The organism is Paracoccus sp. UBA889 (genome assembly GCA_002294185.1).
Classification (GTDB): domain Bacteria; phylum Pseudomonadota; class Alphaproteobacteria; order Rhodobacterales; family Rhodobacteraceae; genus Paracoccus.
This window is the reverse complement of sequence record DBFD01000050.1, coordinates 140,215-159,309: the sequence shown is the minus strand read 5'-3', so window position 1 is coordinate 159,309 and position 19,095 is coordinate 140,215. Positions and strand designations below refer to the sequence as shown.

At 64.4% G+C, this 19,095-nt stretch carries 19 protein-coding genes and 1 pseudogene; 12 read left to right on the top strand and 8 right to left on the bottom strand.

The window, feature by feature from the left end; all coding sequences use genetic code 11:
* Nucleotides 1-29: 29 nt before the first annotated feature.
* From B4L36_RS10495 to B4L36_RS10440, 12 genes are all read left to right on the top strand, one after another.
* Nucleotides 30-866, top strand: a complete 837-nt coding sequence (locus tag B4L36_RS10495; protein ID WP_292956533.1) for a sugar phosphate isomerase/epimerase family protein — start codon at nucleotides 30-32, stop codon at nucleotides 864-866.
* Complete coding sequence (locus tag B4L36_RS10490; RefSeq protein ID WP_292956530.1) at nucleotides 863-1,408, top strand: DAK2 domain-containing protein; 546 nt, start codon at nucleotides 863-865, stop codon at nucleotides 1,406-1,408. The genes B4L36_RS10495 and B4L36_RS10490 overlap by 4 nt, the downstream gene beginning before the upstream one ends.
* Nucleotides 1,405-2,436 (top strand): dihydroxyacetone kinase subunit DhaK, encoded by a 1,032-nt coding sequence (locus tag B4L36_RS10485; RefSeq protein WP_292956527.1) that lies wholly within the window; start codon nucleotides 1,405-1,407, stop codon nucleotides 2,434-2,436. The genes B4L36_RS10490 and B4L36_RS10485 overlap by 4 nt, the downstream gene beginning before the upstream one ends.
* On the top strand, nucleotides 2,433-3,353 hold the full coding sequence (locus tag B4L36_RS10480) for a tagatose 1,6-diphosphate aldolase (RefSeq protein WP_292956524.1): 921 nt from the start codon (nucleotides 2,433-2,435) through the stop codon (nucleotides 3,351-3,353). The genes B4L36_RS10485 and B4L36_RS10480 overlap by 4 nt, the downstream gene beginning before the upstream one ends.
* The gene (locus tag B4L36_RS10475; RefSeq protein WP_292956521.1) at nucleotides 3,350-4,822 is read left to right on the top strand and encodes an aldehyde dehydrogenase family protein; all 1,473 of its coding nucleotides are present in this window, start codon (nucleotides 3,350-3,352) and stop codon (nucleotides 4,820-4,822) included. The genes B4L36_RS10480 and B4L36_RS10475 overlap by 4 nt, the downstream gene beginning before the upstream one ends.
* A 49-nt stretch (nucleotides 4,823-4,871) precedes the next feature.
* Nucleotides 4,872-5,609, top strand: coding sequence for a GntR family transcriptional regulator (locus B4L36_RS10470; RefSeq protein WP_292956518.1), 738 nt, complete (start codon nucleotides 4,872-4,874; stop codon nucleotides 5,607-5,609).
* Nucleotides 5,609-7,030 carry an L-fucose/L-arabinose isomerase family protein gene (locus B4L36_RS10465; protein WP_292956515.1) on the top strand — a complete coding sequence of 474 codons (1,422 nt, stop codon included), beginning with the start codon at nucleotides 5,609-5,611 and terminating at the stop codon, nucleotides 7,028-7,030. Before B4L36_RS10470 ends, B4L36_RS10465 begins: the two co-directional genes overlap by 1 nt.
* Nucleotides 7,031-7,143: 113 nt before the next feature.
* Nucleotides 7,144-8,184 (top strand): ABC transporter ATP-binding protein, encoded by a 1,041-nt coding sequence (locus B4L36_RS10460; RefSeq protein WP_292956512.1) that lies wholly within the window; start codon nucleotides 7,144-7,146, stop codon nucleotides 8,182-8,184.
* 40 nt (nucleotides 8,185-8,224) lie between these two features.
* Nucleotides 8,225-9,577 carry an ABC transporter substrate-binding protein gene (locus tag B4L36_RS10455; protein ID WP_292956509.1) on the top strand — a complete coding sequence of 451 codons (1,353 nt, stop codon included), beginning with the start codon at nucleotides 8,225-8,227 and terminating at the stop codon, nucleotides 9,575-9,577.
* 90 nt (nucleotides 9,578-9,667) lie between these two features.
* Nucleotides 9,668-10,543 carry an ABC transporter permease gene (locus B4L36_RS10450; RefSeq protein ID WP_292956506.1) on the top strand — a complete coding sequence of 292 codons (876 nt, stop codon included), beginning with the start codon at nucleotides 9,668-9,670 and terminating at the stop codon, nucleotides 10,541-10,543.
* A 1-nt stretch (nucleotide 10,544) separates the two neighbouring features.
* Nucleotides 10,545-11,405 (top strand): ABC transporter permease, encoded by an 861-nt coding sequence (locus tag B4L36_RS10445; protein ID WP_292956503.1) that lies wholly within the window; start codon nucleotides 10,545-10,547, stop codon nucleotides 11,403-11,405.
* 12 nt (nucleotides 11,406-11,417) lie between these two features.
* Complete coding sequence (locus B4L36_RS10440; protein WP_292956500.1) at nucleotides 11,418-12,527, top strand: nucleoside hydrolase; 1,110 nt, start codon at nucleotides 11,418-11,420, stop codon at nucleotides 12,525-12,527.
* Nucleotides 12,528-12,609: 82 nt separating this feature from the next.
* On the opposite strand, the gene B4L36_RS10435 is transcribed toward B4L36_RS10440, so the two are convergent.
* The 8 genes and pseudogenes from B4L36_RS10435 to B4L36_RS10400 all read right to left on the bottom strand — a co-directional run.
* A complete protein-coding gene (locus tag B4L36_RS10435; RefSeq protein ID WP_292956497.1) occupies nucleotides 12,610-13,392 on the bottom strand; it encodes an enoyl-CoA hydratase in 783 nt (260 codons plus the stop codon).
* On the bottom strand, nucleotides 13,385-14,554 hold the full coding sequence (locus B4L36_RS10430; protein WP_292956494.1) for a CaiB/BaiF CoA transferase family protein: 1,170 nt from the start codon (nucleotides 14,552-14,554) through the stop codon (nucleotides 13,385-13,387). Before B4L36_RS10430 ends, B4L36_RS10435 begins: the two co-directional genes overlap by 8 nt.
* A gap of 3 nt (nucleotides 14,555-14,557) precedes the next feature.
* Nucleotides 14,558-15,844 carry a TRAP transporter large permease gene (locus B4L36_RS10425; RefSeq protein WP_292956491.1) on the bottom strand — a complete coding sequence of 429 codons (1,287 nt, stop codon included), beginning with the start codon at nucleotides 15,842-15,844 and terminating at the stop codon, nucleotides 14,558-14,560.
* Nucleotides 15,844-16,434, bottom strand: a complete 591-nt coding sequence (locus B4L36_RS10420; protein WP_292956489.1) for a TRAP transporter small permease — start codon at nucleotides 16,432-16,434, stop codon at nucleotides 15,844-15,846. The genes B4L36_RS10425 and B4L36_RS10420 overlap by 1 nt, the downstream gene beginning before the upstream one ends.
* Nucleotides 16,435-16,499: 65 nt before the next feature.
* Entirely contained in the window at nucleotides 16,500-17,477 is a 978-nt protein-coding gene (locus B4L36_RS10415) for a TRAP transporter substrate-binding protein (protein ID WP_292956486.1), read from the bottom strand.
* A 504-nt stretch (nucleotides 17,478-17,981) separates the two neighbouring features.
* A complete protein-coding gene (locus tag B4L36_RS10410) occupies nucleotides 17,982-18,398 on the bottom strand; it encodes an ion channel (protein WP_292956483.1) in 417 nt (138 codons plus the stop codon).
* Between the two features lie 14 nt (nucleotides 18,399-18,412).
* Nucleotides 18,413-18,832 carry a Cu(I)-responsive transcriptional regulator gene (cueR, locus tag B4L36_RS10405; protein ID WP_292956480.1) on the bottom strand — a complete coding sequence of 140 codons (420 nt, stop codon included), beginning with the start codon at nucleotides 18,830-18,832 and terminating at the stop codon, nucleotides 18,413-18,415.
* A gap of 13 nt (nucleotides 18,833-18,845) precedes the next feature.
* Nucleotides 18,846-19,095, bottom strand: a pseudogene (locus tag B4L36_RS10400) (heavy metal translocating P-type ATPase); the annotation flags it as partial.

The window sequence follows — 19,095 nt, the reverse complement described above, 5'->3', positions numbered from 1 at the left end:
AATATGTAGAGGCAAGCGAGGGATGGCAGATGAAATTCGGCGTTCATGCGGGATTGTGGATGAAAGCGTGGCAGGACGACCCCTTGCCGATTCTCGACATCGCGGCCGATCTGGGCTTTGACGGGGTCGAGCTTTCGTTGCTGGGGATCGGAATGGACCGCGCCAGCGGCATCGGCAAGGCTGCCGCCGCACGCGGGCTGGACCTGACCTGTTCGACCGGCCTGGGCGCCGAGGCTGACCCGACATCGCCGCAGGTCGCCGTGCGCGAACGGGCCGTTGCCGTCCTGACCGAGGCCATCGAAATCACCGCTGCCCTGGGGGCAAGATCGCTGGCCGGTGTCGTTGCCGCGCCATGGGGCGTCTTTGCGCCGGGCGATTCGGATCGGGCCGACCGATCGGCACGGACCCTGGCCCGGATCGAACCGGTGCTTGCGCAGAATGGCGTGACCCTGGGGATCGAGGCCGTGAACCGGTTCGAAACCGATCTGACCAGCACCGCCGCCGATGCCACGGCGATTGCCCGCGCCACCGGGGCCGCGCATGTGGGCGTTCTGCTGGATACGTTTCACATGAACATCGAGGAGAAGGATCCGGCCGCCGCGATCCGCGCCACCGGCGACGCCCTGGTGCATTTTCATGTCTCGGACAACGACAGGGGTGTGCCGGGCTCGGGTCATTTCGATTTTGAACATTGTGCCACGGCGCTGTCGGATATCGGCTATGACGGCTGGATCACCGCGGAAATGTTCGTGATGCCGTCCAACCCGAACAGCGCGGATGTGAAGGTCTGGCGCGCGATCGAGCCCGACCCGACCGAGGCCGCGCGGCAGACGCTGGACTTCATGCAGCGGGTCTTTGCGCGATGACCGGGCCCGAATTCTTCTTGGCGCTTCAGGCCCGGATCGCGGTCCATGCCGATGCGCTGAACCGGCTGGATGCAGCCTTGGGAGACGGCGATCATGGCGCGACCATGCTGCGCGGCCTGACCCGCGCGGCGCAGGCCGACAGGGGCGCGCAGGCCAAGGCGTTCATGCGGGCGTCGGGTGGTGCATCGGGGACGTTGTTCGGGCTGATCCTGATCGAGATCGAACGGCATCTGAACGAAAACGCCGCGTTGGGCGAGGGCCTGCAACGCGCCTGCGAGCGGATCAAGGATCTGGGTCAGGTGACCACGGGCGACAAGAGCATGATCGACGCGCTGGCGCCGGCGGCGCACGCGCTGGCGGAGGGCACGGTGCAGGATGCCGTCGATGCCGCCGTCGCCGGTCGCGACCGCACCCGCGACCTGAGCGCACGCAGGGGCCGCGCGCAATATGTCGAGAATGGCGGACGCGGCCATGTCGATCCCGGCGCGGTGTCGGTCGTGATCATCCTTGAAACCCTGGCAGGCAAGGAAAGCGCGCTGTGAAAAAGCTGATGAACGCGGCGGAAAGCATCGTCGACGACATGATCGACGGCTATGTGTCGGCTTTCGAACAGGTCGTCCGGGGCCATCAGGATCCCCGCATCGTGGTGCGGGCGAAGGGCCGCAAGGATCCCGATCGAAAGGTGACGCTGCTGATCGGCAATGGTTCGGGGCACGAACCGATTGCCATGGGGTTCGTCGGGGCGGGCCTTCTGGATGCCAATGTGGTCGGCGACGTGTTCGCCGCGCCCTCGGCCGATCTGATCCTTGACGGCATCCGCGAGGTATCGGGCAAGGCGGGCTGCATCCTTCTGATCTCGCAGCATTCCGGCGACATGATCAACGGCCGCGCGGCAGTGATGCTGGCCGAGGAAGAGCGGCTGAGGGTCCGCGCCCTGCCCATGTATGACGACATCTCGTCCGCACCGCGCGACCGCATCCAGGATCGTCGCGGCGCCCCCGGCACCATGTTCATCTACAAGATCCTCGGCGCCGCGGCCGAGGCAGGAATGCCGCTGGACGATTTGATGACCTTGGGCCGGGCCGTCCGCGCGCGCACCGTGACCCTGGCCGCGGCGCTGTCGCCGGGCATCTCGCCGCTGACCGGCCAGCCGATGTTCGACCTGCCCGACGACGAAATCTATCTGGGCATGGGGGTGCATGGCGAACCGGGGATCGGGCGGACGGGGGTCGGCCCGGTACGCGATCTCGTCACGCTGATCGTCGACAAGCTGCTGGGGGATTACCCGATCGCGTCAGGCGGACAGGCCGCCGTGATCGTCAATGGCATGGGCGGCACCACGCTGATGGAGCTTCTGACCGTCTGGAACGAGACCCGACACGCGCTGGCCGCGCGCGGCATCGCGGCGGTCGCGCCCATGATCGGATCCTTCGTGACGACGCAGGAAATGGGCGGCTTTTCGATTTCGCTGCTCGAGCCTGCGGGCGACATGCTGCGGCTGTGGACCGCGCCCTCGGATACGCCGTTCTTTCCGTCCATCCGGCATGCTGAAAAGGAGAAAAGCCAGTGACCCGTTCCGAACCACTGAGCATGCGTCCGATCCGCGGAGTTGCCGTCGATCAGGGCAGCGGGCTGGCCCGGATGCTGCGCCAGGCACGCGGTGCCAAGGCCGGGAAAGGCGACCTGTTGCTGTTCAAGCGACTGGTGGCCGAGCAGCTCAGCCCCGAGGCCAGCACCTTGCTGGTCGATGCGAATTACGGTCGCGAATTGCTGCCCTCGATCGCGCCGGGCTGTGAAAGCATGCTGGCCTACGAGGCCGATGTCTATCGCATCGCGGACGAGGACCGGATGACGGTTCTGCCCGAAGACCTCAGGATCGCGGATTATCCGGGGCTGGGGGTCCGGGTGCTGAAGTTCTTTCTGTATTTTGCCCCCAACGACCCGACCCCGATCAATGCGCAGAAATTCGAACGGGTGCGCCGGATCGGCGCGGAATGCCGCGAACACGGCATCACCTTCCTGTTCGAGCCGATCGTCTATGACCGCGCCGTGCCCGACGAGGACGGCGCGGAATTCGCCCGGCTGAAGCCCCGACTCGTGACCGAGGCGACCCGGCTTTTCGCCGCGCCGGAATTCGGGATCGATATCCTCAAGGTCCAGATTCCGCTGAACCTGTCCCATGTCGAGGGTTTCGGCACCCCGACGATGACCCGCCCCGAGGCCGCCGCCGCCCTGCGCCACGCCGCCGAGGCCGCCGGGGACATTCCGCTTTTGTATCTGTCCGCAGGGGTCACGTTCGAACGGTTCGAATCCTCGCTGAAGCTGGCTGTCGAATCGGGCGCGGGATTCGCCGGTTTCATGTGCGGTCGCGCGATCTGGAACGACGCCATCGCCATCTTCGGCAATGACGGACCCACCGCCGCCGAAGCCTGGCTTGCCGATGAAGGTCGCCGTCGTCTGGCACGCCTCTCCGAGGCCGTCGCATGAACCTGATCCCCCGCCTTCCCGCGGTCCGGACCTTCCTGTCGCGCGTTCAACCCCTGCGTATCGACGGGGCCGAGGTCGCGGGCTCGTCCGAACTTGATGTGTTCGACCCGTCAAGCGGGGCGGTCTTGTGCCGGATCGCGTCGGCGGAGCCCGCGCAGATCGACATGGCGGTGGCTGCCGCGCGCGCCGCGCTTGGAGGGCCGTGGACGCGACTGACGCCGCATGATCGCGGGCGGCTGATCTGGAAACTGGCCGACGCGATCGAGGAGCGCAAGGATGTCTTCGGTCAGCTTGACGCGCTGGACAATGGCAAGCCCTTCGCGATCGCGCGCGATGTCGACGCGGTCTGGTCGGCGCGGCATTTCCGCTATTTCGCGGGCTGGCCCGACAAGATCGAAGGCGCCACGATCCCCGTATCCACCCCCAGTCGCCGGAACCACACGCGGATCGAGCCGATGGGCGTCTGCGGGCTGATCACACCTTGGAACTACCCGACGCTGATGGTCGCGTGGAAGCTGGCCCCGGCCCTGGCGACGGGCAACACCATCGTGTTGAAGCCCGCCGAACAAACCCCGCTCAGCGCCCTGTATCTGGCCGATCTGGCACTGGAGGTCGGGTTTCCGCCCGGTGTGCTGAACGTCGTTCCGGGATCGGGCCGCGATGCCGGCGCCGCGCTTGCGTCACATCCCGGCGTCGACAAGATCGGGTTTACGGGATCGACGGCAACCGGGCGCGAGATCGTCAGGGCTTCGGCAGGGAACCTCAAGAAGGTCTCGCTTGAACTGGGTGGCAAGGCCGCCAACATCATCTTCGCCGACGCGGATCTGGAACTTGCGATCCCGGGCGCGTTCTGGGCCCTTTTCGGCAATAACGGTCAATCCTGCACCGCCGGCGCCCGGCTGTTCGTGCATCGCAGCCTGCATGATCGGGTGCTGGAGGGGCTGCGCAAGCTGGCTGACGGGCTGTCGATCGGGCCGGGGATGGATGCCAGGGGCCACGATCTTGGACCGGTGATTTCGCGTCCGCAGATGGACAAGGTTCTGGGCTATATCGCCGATGGGCGCGATGCCGGCGCCGAATGCGTGGCCGGTGGCGCGCGGCGGGGCGACGCCGGATGGTTCGTGCAGCCCACGATCCTGACCGGGGTTCGCGACGATATGCGCATTGCGCGCGAGGAAATCTTTGGCCCGGTCCTGTCTGTCCTGACCTTCGATGACGAGGACGAGGTGCTGGCCCGTGCGAACGATACCGAATATGGCCTTGCGGCGGGTTGCTGGACGCGGGACGCTGGACGTGTGGCAAGAATGGGCGCGGGCCTGCATGCCGGAACGGTCTGGATCAATTGCTGGGGCGATACCGACGCGGCCTCGCCCTTTGGCGGCATGGGCCAAAGCGGATATGGCCGCGAGATGGGGCGCGACGCACTGGCGCTTTACAGCCAGACGAAATCGGTTTGGCAAGGCGTGTAGCCGCGACGGTGCAACGGAAAGTGCTGCCATCGCAAGGAGAGGATGACACATGGCCGAGCAGAATGTGCCGCGATATCAGACCATCCACGAAGAGATACTGGCACGGTTGAAGCAGGGGCTGTATTCGGTCGGCACACGGTTGCCCTCGGAAGAAGCGCTTGCGAAATCATTCGGTGTCAGTCGGGTGACGGTGCGCCGCTCGCTCGAGATGTTGGTCAGCGCGGGTTACCTGATTTCACGGCAAGGCAGCGGCTACACGGTCAGCACCCTGTCGCCGCCATCGACGACCTGCCTGATCTCGTTTACCGATGCGATCCTGAAAAGCGGCCGCGTGCCGGGTGCGCGACTGATCGGGATCGACCGCTTCGACGGCGACGCGCCCGCGACGGTGCAGGCCCTGTTCGACGAGCCGGTCGTCCGGATCCAGCGGCTGCGCATGGTGGACGGGCAACCGCGGATGCTTGTGAACACCTGGGTGCCGACCCGCCTGGTGCCGGATTTGTCCGATGCGGATTTCCCCGAGGATGGGCCGAACCAGTCGATCCTGCGGATCCTGGTCCGGCGCTTCGGCCTGGAATGGGGCAGCGCATGCGAGACGATCCGCCCCCAGCTGGCCTCGGACGAAGTGGCCAGGCTGTTGGGCCTGGCCCCGAACACGCCGATCCTGGCGCAGGCATGTTCGGCCCTGGACGACAGCGGCGCGCCGGTTTTCTATGACGAAGTATATCGCGATTCCCCGATCACCTACGAACTGGTCGGCGCGTCGCGGCGGGAAAGGTCCGAATGATGAACGTCCGGTTTCGCATCGGCCTGATCAACGCTTCCCTGCCCAGCTATTTCCCCCGGCGACACGGTGTCTTTGAAGCAGCCGAGAAGATGCTGGCCGATCTGACCGCCGATCTGGGCATCGGCCTGGTCAGTGCCCCGGACCTGCCGATGGACGCCCGCGCGGCGCAGCAGGCGGTCGATCATTGCCGTGCCGAAGGCGCGGGATTCATCCTGTTGCTGCATGGCGGGTTCACCATGGGCGATGTCGCGCGCCAGATCGCGGCATCGGATCTTCCCATGGGCGTCTGGGCCACGCCCGAACCGAGCCACGAAGGCGATATCCAGCTGAACAGTTTCGTGTCGCTGAACATGACGATGTCGATTGCCCGTGGGGTGCGTGATCTGCGCCATGCCCCGGTGCAGTGGTATTTCGGCGCCCCCTCGGACGCGGCACTTCGGGCCCGGCTGCGGCAGACCCTGATGGCGGTCAGGACGGCTCACGGACTGAAGGGCTCGCATGTCGGGCTTGTCGGCGGGCTGGCGCCGACATTCTACAACATGGATGTGTCGCAGGCCGGGCTGATGTCGGCGCTTGGTGTGGCGTTCGCGCATGTCGACATGCACGAGATGACCGGGCGGATGGATGCCGCCGATGCCGCAGAAGTCGGCGCGGAGGTGGCTGACATGGCAGCCGCGGCCGAGATTCGCGGCGTGTCCGACGACCAGATGGCGCTGACGGCACGGGCGGCGCTGGCGCTGCGCGCGATCGCGGGCGATCACGGATTTGACGCGCTGGCGGTTTCGGACTGGCCCGCATTGCAACAAGCCCCGGGAATGCATCCGGGTGCGGCGTTCAGCTGGATCGAGGAACAGGACAACCTGCCCGTCGCCTCGGAAGGGGACGTGATGGGCGCGGTGACGCAGATGGCGGTCCGGGAGATGACCGGGCGGGTCGGCTGCCTGTTGGACATGACCTCGCCGCAGATGGACCGCGACCGGATCCTGATGTGGCATGGCGGGGGCGGACCGCTATACATGGCGCGGGATCGCGCAGCATGGATCAACCACCCGATGATCGGACGCGGCACCGCCGAGGGGCCGAGATTTGGCGCGATAGCCGACTTCGAGTTCGGCGAAGGGCCGCAGACGGTTCTGCGCCTCGCGCGCGATGGCGATGCGTTCTTCGCCATCGAGGGCGATGTCGTCCGCGCCGAGGAAAGCGGCTTCACCGGATGTCGGGGCTGGGTCAGCAACTTTTCGGACCGCTCGGGCGGGGCAAGCGCCGCATCCGTCGTGACCAGCGTGATGGAACACGGGCTGGAACATCATTTCGTCATGGTGCCCGGCCGCTGGCGCGATGCGTTCGAAGAATTCGGCGGCTGGTCCGGCATGAAGCGGCTGGCGCTGATTGCGCCCCATGCGGGACTGGCCGATCGATAGGCGCGATCGCACAGATATCCGTTGACAGATCGGGCGCTTACCGCATAAATTTGTATCTACAAATTTGACCGCAGCAATTTTGGTCCGGACGGGGGTCAGACGACGTGACACAAGTGCAGCTCAGGTCCATCAGCAAGCGGTTCGGCGGGTTCACCGCGATCGAGAATATCGATCTGGATATCCGGTCCGGAGAGCTGGTCGCGCTGCTGGGTCCATCCGGTTGCGGCAAGACGACGACGTTGCGGATGATCGCCGGACTGGAAAATCCGACCACCGGCGAAATCCATTTCGACGATCGCGATGTTTCGGATTTGCGGGTGCAGGACCGCAATGTCGGCATGGTGTTTCAACGCTATGCGCTGTTTCCGCATATGACTGTGGAAAAGAATATCGCCTTCGGCCTGTCGGTGCGCGGAACACCCAGATCCGAGATCAGCGATCGCCTGGACGAGATCATCGACGTGGTTCAACTGGGCCCGTTCCGGCAACGCTTTCCGGCGCAATTGTCCGGCGGGCAGATGCAGCGGGTCGCGATCGCGCGGACGCTGATCACCAAACCTTCCGTGCTGATGATGGACGAACCCCTGGCAAACCTGGACACCAAGCTGCGCGGCGAAATGCGCCGGTTCATCCGAACCCTGCAGCAGCGACTGGGAATCACCACGATCTTCGTGACCCATGATCAGGTCGAGGCGATGGAACTGGCCGACCGGATTGCGGTGATTTTCAACGGCCATCTGGCGCAGTTCGGCCCGCCCGAGGATCTTTACCGGCAACCGGTATCGGTGGACGTCGCCGATTTCATGGGCGCGTCGAACATCTTTCCCGGCACCATGACCGGCACGGACGCGGTAAAGACGGGCTTTGGCACGCTCAGCGTGGTCGCGCAACCGGGGATGGCCGATGGCAGCCGCGTTCACGCCATGCTGCGCAACGAGGGCATCGACATTCATCCCGCCAATGTCGAAGGCGGCGACGACATGGTGGCCGGCCGGATCGCGGCACGGGATTTCTTCGGGGCCACGGTGAATTACGTGGTCGAATGCGGCGCCGAGCGGATCATCGTGAACGAACAATCGCGAAGGCTGCTGGATGTCGGCATGGAAGTCCGGCTGGATATTCCGGCCGAGCGGGTCTGGCTGATGGCCGGCTAGAAACGGCATCCAGCGGAATTCTTTTTGGGAGGAGAGGAAGATGCGTCACTTACTGTTGACCGGCCTGACGGCCGGGTTGGTGCTGACGGGGGGGGCGGCCATGGCCATCGACCCCGAAGGCGAAGCATTCCAGAAAAGCTTTCTTGCCGGCGATCTGAGCTGGGAGGAAGTCCAGGCCCGCGCCCGCGAGGAAGGCCAGGTCAACCTGTATTACTGGGGCGGCAACGACAATCTGAATGTCTGGATGGACAGCGTCGTGGCCCCGGCGATGGCCGGCGAAGGCATCACGCTGAACGCCGTTCGGATCACCGGCACCAAGGATGCGGTCGATCTGGTTCTGGCCGAGAAGAACGCCGGCAAGATGGCCGGCGCGGGCAGCGTCGATGCGATCTGGCTGAACGGCGAGAATTTCAGCACGCTGAAGCGTCAGGACGCGCTGTTCGGCGCCTTTGCCCGGAAACTGCCGAATGCCGAGTTCATCGAATGGGACGAAAGCGATCCCCGGTCGCTGTTGAACCTGCGCGATTTCGGCGTTCCGACCGAGGGCAAGGAGATGCCCTGGTCCGGCGAACAATATGTCTGTGCCGTCAACGCCGACCAAGTTTCCGAGGCAGATCGCCCCTGGACGTTCGAGGCGCTGCGCACCTATCTTGAGGGCAACCCGGGCAAGTTCATCTATACCAAGCCGCCAGATTATGAGGGCAACACTTTCGTTCAATCGGTGGTCTATGCGTTCAACCCCGATGGTAACGGCGCCGAGCCATTCCAGCAATCGCTTGACGAACTGGGGGCCGAGGAACTGGCGCGCCTGATCGAGCCTGGCATGAAATTCCTCAAGAATCTTCAACCGCTGCTGCTGGGCGGCGAAAGCGGCCGGCCCCGGTATCCCGAGGATGCGGCGTCGCTGAACGGATTGTTCCTGAACGGCGAAGTCAACTTCAACTGCAAGTTCGGCCTCTATGCCGTCGCCGTCGGCCTGTCCACCGGCACCTATCCCGAAGCGGCCGAACAGATGATCTTTCCCGAAGGCGGGATGATCAAGAACAAGAACTATCTCGCGGTGCCCAGCAACACGCCCAACCCGGCGGCGGCGATGGTCTTCGTCAATTACATGACCTCGCCCGAGGCGCAGACCTCGAAGCTGCAATTCGCGGGAATGCCGGCGGGCATCGACGGCTGGAAACTGTCCGATGAACAGGCCGCAGCCCTGGCCGAGGCGTCGCCCGGCACCGTGGGCGTGACGCAAAAGGAACTGGACGCGAACGTGACGCCCGATACCAATGCCACCCTGGTCGATGTGATCGAGGCGACCTGGCTGGAATATATCGAACGCGACAGCCAGGCACCGATCGCCGATATCGTCACCCGCGCCGCCGGCAATCTGTCGAAGTGACCGCATGCCGCCGCCGGGCCATTCCCGGCGGCGGCACGACATCCCGATACGAGGGCGCCGATGAACAGGCACATCAGAAGAAGGCGCAGCATGCGGCGTGAACGGCTGTTTCTTGCCCTGCAGATGACGCCGATCATGGTGGTCCTTTTCCTGCTGTTCGGCGGTGCGCTGGTTCTGGCAATCGTGCAGTCGCTTGGCTATGCGCCCTGGTTCGGCGTCAACACCTTTCCCGACCTGTCTTATTTCCGGGCGCTGTGGTCGTCGCCGTCCTTCTGGCAGTCTCTGGGGCTGACCATGTATTACGCCACGGTGTCGACCTTTCTTGCGCTCGTGGGCGGCATCCTTCTTGCGCTGGCGCTTATCAAGACCTTTCCCGGAAAGACCCTCTACAAGTATCTCTACAAGCTGCCGCTGATGATCCCCTACACGGTCGGGATCGCGCTGGCGGTGCTGATGCTCGGCAATGGCGGCGTGCTGTCGCGCTTTGCGGCGCTGTTCGGGCTGATCGACGATCCGGGCCAGTTTCCGCAGATCCTCAAGACCCATTATGGCTGGGGCATCATCGCCGTCTATGTCTGGAAACAGCTGCCCTTCATCACCCTTGCGATCTATGCGGTGCTGCTTGGCATCGGCCGCGAAACCGAAGAGGCCGCGGCGATCCTGGGTGCGAAGCGACGCACCATCTTCTTCCGGGTGACCCTGCCGCAGATCCTGCCCGGCATCGTGTCGTCCACGCTGATCTGCTTTGCCTTCAACGTGGGCGCGTTCGAGGCGCCGTTCATCCTGGGCGGCGGCTTTCCCGATACGCTTCCGGTGGTGGCCTGGCGCTATTTCAACGACGCCGACTATACGCTGCAGCTGCAGGGGATGGCGACGGTGGTGTCGATCGGGCTGATCGCCGGGGTGATCCTGTTCGGCTATCTCGCGGCGTATCGACGGTTCGAAAAACGGATGGGACGGAACTGACATGGCCCGCAGAAGCACCGAAAGCCTGGCATCTCGCCTGTCGCCGTTCCAGAAGTTCTATCTGATCATCGTCGCCGGTTTCGTTCTGGGCCCTTTCATTCCCCTGATCATCCAGAGCCTTGCCTTCCGGTGGGCCTGGCCCGACATGCTGCCCGGCACCTGGTGGCTGGAGCAGCGCGGCAAATCCATGATGCCGCTGGCCTGGGATTATGTCCTGTCGCCCTACAGCCGCATCTGGGAAGCAACGTTGAACACCGTGGGCATCGGACTGGCCGTGACCGTGATCTGCCTTGCGATCAGCCTGCCGGCGGCACGGGTGCTGGCCCGCGAACGGTTCCGCGGCAAAAGCGCGTTCGAGTTCTTCCTGTCGATGCCGCTGATCGTGCCCGAGGCCGCCATCGGCATCGCGCTGCTGATGATGTTCATCCGGCTGGACCTGGCGGGCAGCTATTTCGGTATCATCATCGCGCACCTGATTCCCACGATCCCCTACATGGTCCGCATGCTGACCGCCGTCTATCAGGGGCTGGGACGCGATTTCGAGGAACAGGCGATCATCCTCGGGGCCAGCCGCTGGCAGGTGCTGCGTCTTGTGACGCTGCCGATGCTGCTGCCCGGCGTGGTGGCCGGGGCGCTGTTCACCTTTCTCGTCTCGACCAACATCTTCCTGCTGACCTTCTTTCTGGGTCAGGGCAAGATCATCACCCTGCCGACGCTGCTGTTCTCGAAGATCGCGGGCGGCACGCTGGATGCATCGGCGGCAGGGATCACCCTCATCGTCACCTTGCCGGGGATCATCCTTCTGATCATCTCGGAGCGCTTCATCAAGGAAGAGGCGTTCGGCAAGGGGTTCGGCAATTAAGGAGCCCGTCACATGACCATCCCCGAACAGGTGCTTGCCCGTTTCCCGCGGCTGGACCCCGATTTCGTCAAGGCGCGCCTGCAACGGCCAGAGAATCCGGCGCGGGTGATCATCGACACCGACACCGCCAACGAGATCGACGATCAATATGCGCTGGCCTGGGCGCTGTTGTCGCCCGACCGGCTGAAGCTGGAGGGCGTGACCGCCGAACCCTATTCCTTCGCGCATCATCGCGAGGGCATGCTGCGCAGCGTCCGGATCCTGAAGCGCGGCGGGCCGGGCAATGCCGAGGAAGAAAAGTTCATGGGCGGCTTCGCCGGCTGGGCGCAACGCATCGTCGAGACAGGCACCGACCCTGAATCCATCAAGTTCGTGCTGCCCGACGAGGGCGCCGAACAATCCTATCACGAGATCATCCGGGTGTTCGGCCATTGCGGCGTCGATCCCGACGGCATGGTCCATCGCGGATCGCCGGCCTATCTGGACGATTTCGACAGCCCGCTGGACACCGAGGCGGCACGATTCATCATCGACCGCGCACGTGCCGCACCCGACGAGCCGCTGTATATCCTTGCGATGGGCGCGCTGACCAACATTGCCTCGGCCCTGTTGATGGCGCCCGACATCATCAACACCATCGTCGTGGTCTGGACGGCGTCCTTCCCGTCCTACGCGCCGTTCTGCAACGCACCGTCGCTGAACCTCGTGCAGGACAGGCTGTCCTCGCGGCTGCTGTTCGATTGTGGCGTGCCGCATGTCTATCTGCCGGGATACCATGTCGGCGCGCAACTTCGGATATCGCTGCCCGAGATGGAACGGTTCGTGAAGGGCAAAGGGTCGATCGGCGACTATCTGCACCATCTTTACACCCACAACCCGCTGCACGAGAAATACGTCATCACCGAACCCGAGACGAAGACCTGGGTTCTGTGGGACATCATCAATGTCGCATGGCTGTTCGACGCAACCTACGTCTCGACGCACATGACCCGTTCGCCAGTCCTGGATCCCGAACTGTACTGGCAGCATCCCGCGGGTCGCCACCCGATGCTGGAAGCCTATGACGTCAACCGCGATGCGATCTTCGAAGACTTCTACAGGGCGCTTGAGCGCGCGCCCTGACGGATCGGGATCCTTCACGGTTCGGCGCCGCGTCCCTGGTTGCGCGACGGGCAGCAATTTGCCAGGTTCAACGCCCGGTGCCCTAGGTCCCGCTCCATTCCGGTTTGCGCTTGGCCAGAAACGCGCCGACGCCCTCGCGGAAGTCGCGGCTGCCATAGATGCGCGCGATCACGTCGCGGTCATCGGGGGCGGCATCGGCCAGCCTTCCGAACAGGTCGCGGCAGGCGGCGACGGTCAGCGGCGCGGCCTCGGTCAGCCGGCGGATCTGGCGGTCGGCCTCGGCCTCGATCCGGTCGGGCGGCACGCAGGCGCCGGAGAATCCCAGACGGTGGACCGTCTCGCCGTCCAGAAACTCCGACAGCAGCAGCATCCGACGCACCGGACCATCGCCGAAGGCACGGACAAGCCGGGCGATATTGGCGGCCGACAGCGTGTTGCCGACCGTGCGGGCGATCGGCACGCCGAATTTCGCCTCGGGCGTGACGATCCGCAGATCGCAGGCGGCTGCGATGGCCAGCCCGCCGCCGACGGCCGCGCCCTCGATCACCGCCAAGGTCGGCGCGGGCAGATGCGTCAGCCGGGCCAGCGTGGCATCGATCCGGTCTTCGTAGGCGACGCCGTCCGCGCCGCCATCGAAGGCGGTGAATTCGGAAATGTCGGTGCCGGCGACAAAGGCCCCGCCCGCGCCGCGAAAGACGATGACGCGCAGATCGTCGCGGGCCTCCAGCTGGTCGCAGACCTCGCCCAGCCGCGCATACATTGCGAAGGTCATCGCGTTGCGGGCGGCGGGCCGGTCAAAGGTGACATGCGCGACCGGGCCCTCGATGCGCAGATGGACATCGCCTTTTCCGGCGGCATCAGCCATTGGCGACCTCGATACCCAGTTCGCGCAGCAATTCGGCGCGGTGTTCGTCCAGCAGTGGCGGATGGCGGCGCACCCGCTGGGGCGTGCCACGCAGCTTGACCGGAAAGCCGATATTCCTCACCTCGCCTTCGATCGGGTGGTTGATCGGCATGACCATGTCGCGCGCGTCGGCATGTTCGTTGCCCAGAGCCTCGGCGTAATCGAGGATCGGGCCGGCGGGAATCCCTGCATCCAGCAGCGCCTGCACCCATTCCTGGCGCGTGCGCGTCACCAGCGTCGTTTCCAGATCCGCGATCAGCGCATCGCGGTTCTTCATCCGCAGCGCGTTCGTCGCGTAATCGGGGTGGTCCGTCAGATCCTCGCGGCCCATCGTCTCGCAGAGGCGGCGATACAGGCGGTCGTTGTTGGCGCCCAGCACGAAATGGCCATCCTTGGCGCGGACCGCCTGATAGGGCGCGGCCATGCGGTTGGCGGTGCCGATCCGTCCGGGGACGATGCCGGTGCCCCAGTAATCGCAGATGTCCCAGACGGCAAAGGACAGCCCGGCCTCGTAGAGCGAGGCGTCGATGAACTGCCCCTCGCCCGTCTTCTGCTTGCCGATATGGGCGGCGAGGATCGCGTAGACGGTGAACAGCGAACAGCCGATATCGGCCAGCGGCCCGCCCGATTTCGCGGGCGGGCCATCGGGATGGCCGGTGATCGACATGATCCCGGATGCCGCCTGCGCCATCAGGTCGAAACCCGGCCGCTGCGACCACGGCCCGGTCTGCCCGAAGCCCGAGATGCTGGCATAGATGATGCCCGGATTGATCGCCGCCACCGTGTCGTAATCGATGCCCAGCCTCTTCACGACGCCGGGTCGATAATTCTCGACGATCACGTCGGCGGTCTTGGCCAGTTCCAGAAAGATCCGCCGATCCTCGTCGGATTTCAGGTCCAGCGCGATGGACCGCTTGTTGCGGTTCATGTTCAGGAAACCCAGGCTGTCATCGCCCTTCAGCCTGAATCCCATCGCGCTGCGGGTCTGATCGCCACTGGGGGGTTCCACCTTGATCACATCGGCGCCCAGGTCGCCCAGCAACATGCAGCAGAATGGCCCGGCCATGACCTGGCTGACATCCAGAACCCGGATTCCCTCCAGCGGCAGCGGTTTGTCGGACATGGCTTAACCTCCGTAGATCAGGCGGACCGGCAGCAGCGAGATCGCGGGCAGGTAGGTGCTGATCAGCAGCAGCGCCAGCAGCGCGCCGATGAAGGGCAGGTTCACCTTGGTCGTCTCCCAGATGTCGGACTTGGCGATGGAACAGGCAGCAATCAGGACCGAGGCCACAGGCGGCGTCTGCTGACCGATGGCCAGGTTCAGCGTCACCACCAGCCCGAAGTGAACCGGGTCGATCCCGGCCGCCAGCACCATCGGCATCACGATCGGCACGACCAGGATGATCGCCGCCGCCGAATGCAGGAACATGCCCAGGATCAGGAAGGCCACGTTCAGCATCATCAGGATCAGGTATTTGTTCTCGGTGACCCCGCCGATGGCGCGGGCCAGTTGCTGGGGCAGCTGCGCCTCGGTCAGGAAGCCGCCGATCAGATAGGATGATGCGACCAGCAGCATCACCACCGCCGTCTGCACCCCGCTGTCGACCAGCGACTTGTAAAGCGCGCGGACATCGAATTCGCGATAGATCACGCCCGAGATGAACAAGGCCGCCACGACCGCCAGCGCCGCGCCCTCGGTGGCGGTGACGATGCCGCCGAAGATGCCGCCCAGGATGATGACCGGCAGCAGCAGCGCCCAGCCAGCCTCCTTGAAGCGCAGCCAGACATTGGACAGCTGGAACCGTTCCTCGACCGGGAAATTGTGGCGCCGTGCCTGCACATAGGCGGCAACGGCCAGGCAGATCGCGCCGACGATGCCGGGGCCGAAGCCCGCGATGAACATCTTGACGACCGATTGCTGCGCCATCACCGCATAGAGGATCATCGGAATGGACGGCGGCAGGATGATCGCAAGGCTGGAGGCCGACGAACAGATCGCCGCCGAGAATTCCTTGGAATATCCCTTCTTGCGCATCGCGGGGATCAGGATCGAGCCAAGCGCCGCAACACCCGCCACGGCCGAGCCGGAAATCTCGGCAAAGAACATGGACGCCCCGATGACGACAAAGGACAGCCCGCCCCGCACGAAGCCGACCAGCGCCGAGGCCAGCGCGATCAGGCGGCGCGAGATCGAAGAGGCATTCATGATCGACCCTGCCAGCACGAACAGCGGAATGGCCAGCAGCGGAAAGCTGGAGGCGCCCTCGAACATGGTCAGGGCAAGGTTGGGCAGCATGTCCGCGCCCTGCACGATGACGATGGCCAGGATGGCGACGATGCCAAGCGCCACCGCGATGGGCACGTTCAGCAGCGCCAGACCGAACATTCCCACAAGCATGTATCCGATGGTCATCAGCGTTCTCCGCGATGGGCGTGGGCACGGGACGGCACGCTGGCATCGTCCTGTTCCAGCGGCGTGTTCGAGATGTCGCCAAGCGCCTCCCTGATCTCGTGATCGACAAAGCCCCCGCCCCGCGCGTCGCGCATCAGTTCGGGCAGGCGCACCGCCTCGGCGATCATGAACAGCACCGCGCCCAGCGGGATGATGGATTGCGTCAGCTGGACCGAGACATTCGGCAGCGAGACCAGCGTCATGCCCTCGAGGATCATCAGAACCTGCCAGCCGGCATAGGCCAGAAGCCCGAAGAAGCCGAAGACGCAGATTTCCGAAAAGATCGTCGCGGCGACCCGCCAGCGGACCGGCATCGCGTTGACCAGTCCGGGAAAGCCGATATGGGCGCCCTTCAGCGCCGCCAGCGCGCTGCCGAAATAGGTCATCCAGACCAGTCCGATCGAGGCGACCTCGTCATACCAGCTGAGCGCCGATCCGAAATAGCGAAAGGCCGTTCCCGCCACGATCAGGGCCGTCAGGGCCGCCACGATCAGCGCGGTGATGACCTCGAGCAGGGTCTCGAAACCCCGCCGAAGCGTGAACGAAGTCATGAAAATCTCCCCGGAATGTCGGATCGGGCGGGCCGGATGTTCCGTCCGGCCCGCCCTCGCGGCCCTTATTGGGCGGCCAGATCCTGCGCCTTCTTGATCAGTTCGGCGGCGCCATCGACCGATTGGGAGAATTCGTCGTAGATCGGCTTGCTGGCGTCGATGAAGGCGGTGGTATCGACCTCGTTCACCTCCATCCCCTCGTCGATCAGCTTCTGCAGCAATTCGGTGTCGAGGCCGGATGCGATCTCGTAGACGACATCCTGCATTTCAACGGCGGTGTCCTGCAGCACCTGCTGCACCTCGGGATCGAACTTGCCCCACGACCGTCCGGCCACGACATAGGCCGGCGTATAGACGTGGTTGCTTTTCGACAGGTATTTCTGCACCTCGTAGAAGCGCGACGGATAGATCTGGGCATAGGGGTTTTCCTGCCCGTCCATCACTCCGGTCTGCAGCGCCACGAACACCTCGGAGAAGGCCATCGGGCTGGGGCTGGCGCCATAGGCCTGGAACATCTTCACCCGCCATTCGCCGCCGGGAACCCGCAGCTTGATCCCGGCCAGGTCGGCGGGCGTGTTGATGGGCCTGACATTGTTGGTGATCTGCCGGAAGCCGTTTTCCCAGACGCCGATGATCTTGTAGCCCGCATCCTCGGCCGGCGGCGCCATCGACGGCAGCAGGATCTCGTCGCGGATCTTCTTCATGTGGTCGCGGTTCTGGACCAGATAGGGCATCTCGAACAGACCGAAGATCGGCACCATCGAGGACATGATGGTCGAGGGCAGCGCCAGATCCACGGTGCCCAGCTTGATCTTCTGCAGCATTGCCTTGTCGTTGCCCAGCTGACTGGATCCATAGACCACGACCTTGGCCTTGTCGCCCAGCTTCTCGTTCGCGCGCTTGGCGAATTCGGTGGCGCTGAGATCCATCAGCGAACCCGGCTCGCCGACATGGCCGAACTTGATCTCGGTCTGCGCGGCAGCCTGCGTGGCCATGCCCAAGGCGGCCATGACTGCGGCAGCCAGCAATCCCTTGATATTCATCTTGTCTCCTCCCTGTTTGCGTTGTTTTCGCCTGTTGGCCCGCCCCTCGTCCTCCTCTGACGGGGGCGGGAAGCACCGCTGACCGGATGATGGCAAGCAGTCCTGAACCAGATCCTTGGGTCGCGCGGCCGCTGTTGCGGCGGCTTCGTGCCTCGCCCCCGTCAAGGCTGGACAGCGCACCGCATTCGCCGTGGGGTAACCGCCATTTCGGCCGCGCGAACCACCCGATGTCCCTCCTCCGACAATCTGGCGTAATTTTGTATTATGTATAATGAATGATTCCGCAGCCGGTCAACCCGCTTCGCACCGGTCCGCAATCCGGCCGGGTTGCGGCATGGGTATTGACGCTGCCGGCGATGGAATCTGAAAGGCGAAAGCGCGCCCTGACGATGGGCGCGCGCAGTGCATGAACCGGTCCAGCCTCGTCGTCCGCAAGCTTGGGAACCAGGCGCGCAGACTGCGCCGACCCGGACCGGCGCCAGACAGCGAGGGACGTGCGATCCGTCAGTTCCCGCGCTTGGTCACCACCAGGAAAATCGTCGAGGCCGAACAGCTGATCAGAAGAAATCCGTTCAAAGCCTCGATGCCGGCGAGGAACCGCAAATGCCCGGTGGGATAGATATCGCCCAGCCCAAGAGACGAATAATTGACGAGCGAGAAGTAGAAGACATCCATGAACGAATCGACGATATCCTGTTCAAAACCCCCGATGCCCAATGCCTCACCCATGCTGAAGCCGACCGCATAGAGGCCGGCTTCAACGACATGGGCGATCCCCAGCGTATAGAGTGCCACCAGAACCCGCCCCGATCCCGACAATCCGGGGCTGTCGCCGAATCTCATCACCAGATTCATCGCGCGAAGATGAACCAGCCCGCTCAGCCCGAACAGGGCGACCGCCAGAAAAAGGGACCAGACCAAATTCTCGGATTCCCTCAGCCGGTCCTGTCCAGCACCTCGCCGTCCGGGCCTTTCGTGGCAAGGTCGGCGAGGATGGGACAATCCGGTCGGTGGTCTCCGGCGCAGGCCTCGAAAAGATGCGCAAGGGTCGCGCGCATTTCCACAAGTTCCGCGATCTTTCTGTCGATCCGCTTCAGGTGCTGGCCGGCGATATCCTTCACCTCGGCGCTTGCGCGTCTTTCGTCCTCGTAGAGCGCAAGCAGATTGCGGCAATCCTCGATGGAAAAGCCCAGGGCGCGCGCACGGCCGAGAAAGGCAAGCTTGTGCGCGTCGCTTTCCCTGAAGATCCGATAGCCGTTCTGGCTGCGAAGCGGCTTCACGAAACCGATATCCTCGTAGTAGCGGATCGTCTTGGCCGGCAGGCCGGACAGGGTGGCAACATCTCCGATATTCATGTCGTGGCCCTTTCTATTCTGCGGCGACCGGGGAAACGGTGGGCGACCCCGACCTTTCCGGACCCTTGCCGGTCTCTTCCATGACCGGACGGACCCGGCGCAGCCGCAAGGCGTTGGTCAGGACAAAGACCGAACTCAGCGCCATGGCGCCGGCGGCCAGCATCGGCGACAGCAGCAATCCCGATACCGGATAGATCACGCCCGCCGCGACCGGGATCAGCGCGACATTGTAGCCGAAAGCCCAGAACAGGTTCTGGCGGATG

Excerpts from the sequence above, each read along its gene's own strand:
- B4L36_RS10495 (WP_292956533.1), top strand. The coding sequence starts at position 30 with ATGAAATTCGGCGTTCATGCGGGATTGTGGATGAAAGCGTGGCAGGAC.
- B4L36_RS10490 (WP_292956530.1), top strand. The coding sequence starts at position 863 with ATGACCGGGCCCGAATTCTTCTTGGCGCTTCAGGCCCGGATCGCGGTC.
- B4L36_RS10475 (WP_292956521.1), top strand. The coding sequence starts at position 3,350 with ATGAACCTGATCCCCCGCCTTCCCGCGGTCCGGACCTTCCTGTCGCGC.
- B4L36_RS10470 (WP_292956518.1), top strand. The coding sequence starts at position 4,872 with ATGGCCGAGCAGAATGTGCCGCGATATCAGACCATCCACGAAGAGATA.
- B4L36_RS10465 (WP_292956515.1), top strand. The coding sequence starts at position 5,609 with ATGAACGTCCGGTTTCGCATCGGCCTGATCAACGCTTCCCTGCCCAGC.
- B4L36_RS10455 (WP_292956509.1), top strand. The coding sequence starts at position 8,225 with ATGCGTCACTTACTGTTGACCGGCCTGACGGCCGGGTTGGTGCTGACG.
- B4L36_RS10450 (WP_292956506.1), top strand. The coding sequence starts at position 9,668 with ATGCGGCGTGAACGGCTGTTTCTTGCCCTGCAGATGACGCCGATCATG.
- B4L36_RS10445 (WP_292956503.1), top strand. The coding sequence starts at position 10,545 with ATGGCCCGCAGAAGCACCGAAAGCCTGGCATCTCGCCTGTCGCCGTTC.
- B4L36_RS10440 (WP_292956500.1), top strand. The coding sequence starts at position 11,418 with ATGACCATCCCCGAACAGGTGCTTGCCCGTTTCCCGCGGCTGGACCCC.
- B4L36_RS10435 (WP_292956497.1), bottom strand. The coding sequence starts at position 13,392 with ATGGCTGATGCCGCCGGAAAAGGCGATGTCCATCTGCGCATCGAGGGC.
- B4L36_RS10430 (WP_292956494.1), bottom strand. The coding sequence starts at position 14,554 with ATGTCCGACAAACCGCTGCCGCTGGAGGGAATCCGGGTTCTGGATGTC.
- B4L36_RS10425 (WP_292956491.1), bottom strand. The coding sequence starts at position 15,844 with ATGACCATCGGATACATGCTTGTGGGAATGTTCGGTCTGGCGCTGCTG.
- B4L36_RS10420 (WP_292956489.1), bottom strand. The coding sequence starts at position 16,434 with ATGACTTCGTTCACGCTTCGGCGGGGTTTCGAGACCCTGCTCGAGGTC.
- B4L36_RS10415 (WP_292956486.1), bottom strand. The coding sequence starts at position 17,477 with ATGAATATCAAGGGATTGCTGGCTGCCGCAGTCATGGCCGCCTTGGGC.
- cueR (WP_292956480.1), bottom strand. The coding sequence starts at position 18,832 with ATGAATATCGGAGATGTTGCCACCCTGTCCGGCCTGCCGGCCAAGACG.